Annotated in this window: 1 protein-coding gene; it reads left to right on the top strand. The window is 41.3% G+C overall.

What is annotated here, in order from left to right; all coding sequences use genetic code 11:
* Window positions 1-25: 25 nt before the first annotated feature.
* On the top strand, window positions 26-416 hold a 391-nt coding region (locus ACYVTD_RS17200; protein ID WP_461248856.1), incomplete at its 3' end, for a hypothetical protein.

Genomic DNA, 416 nt, shown 5'->3' with positions numbered 1-416 from the left:
GTTACTGGTGAGCGCTAACATAATCATGAGAATAGTGCTTTTAAAACGGATGATCGTTTTTATAGTGGAAATGATTAAGATAATAAGAGAGATGGGGAAAGACGACGACGTTTTTTCAGAAGAATGGGGCCCTTCATTAAGCAAAGAAGAGATTGAGAACGATCTTGGGATTGAGGGTACGGCAATACAGGTGTACGGGAAAAAGAAAAACGACCTGATAGTCGAACGCCGGGAATATGACTCCGGGTTTTGGGCGACGGCGTTCAAGTTGTTTGACGCGCGGGGAGGGGCGGAATATTTTTTAACTAAAGGAAATGTAAAGGACCAGATATACACTGTGAATCATTTTTATTTTAAGGACGAGAAATCAGCGGCCCGTTTTTTTGACTCTGTGAAAAATGGGAATACTATAGAAT

The organism is Treponema sp. R6D11, assembly GCF_054786075.1.
This window is presented reverse-complemented; position numbering and strand designations above follow the sequence as displayed.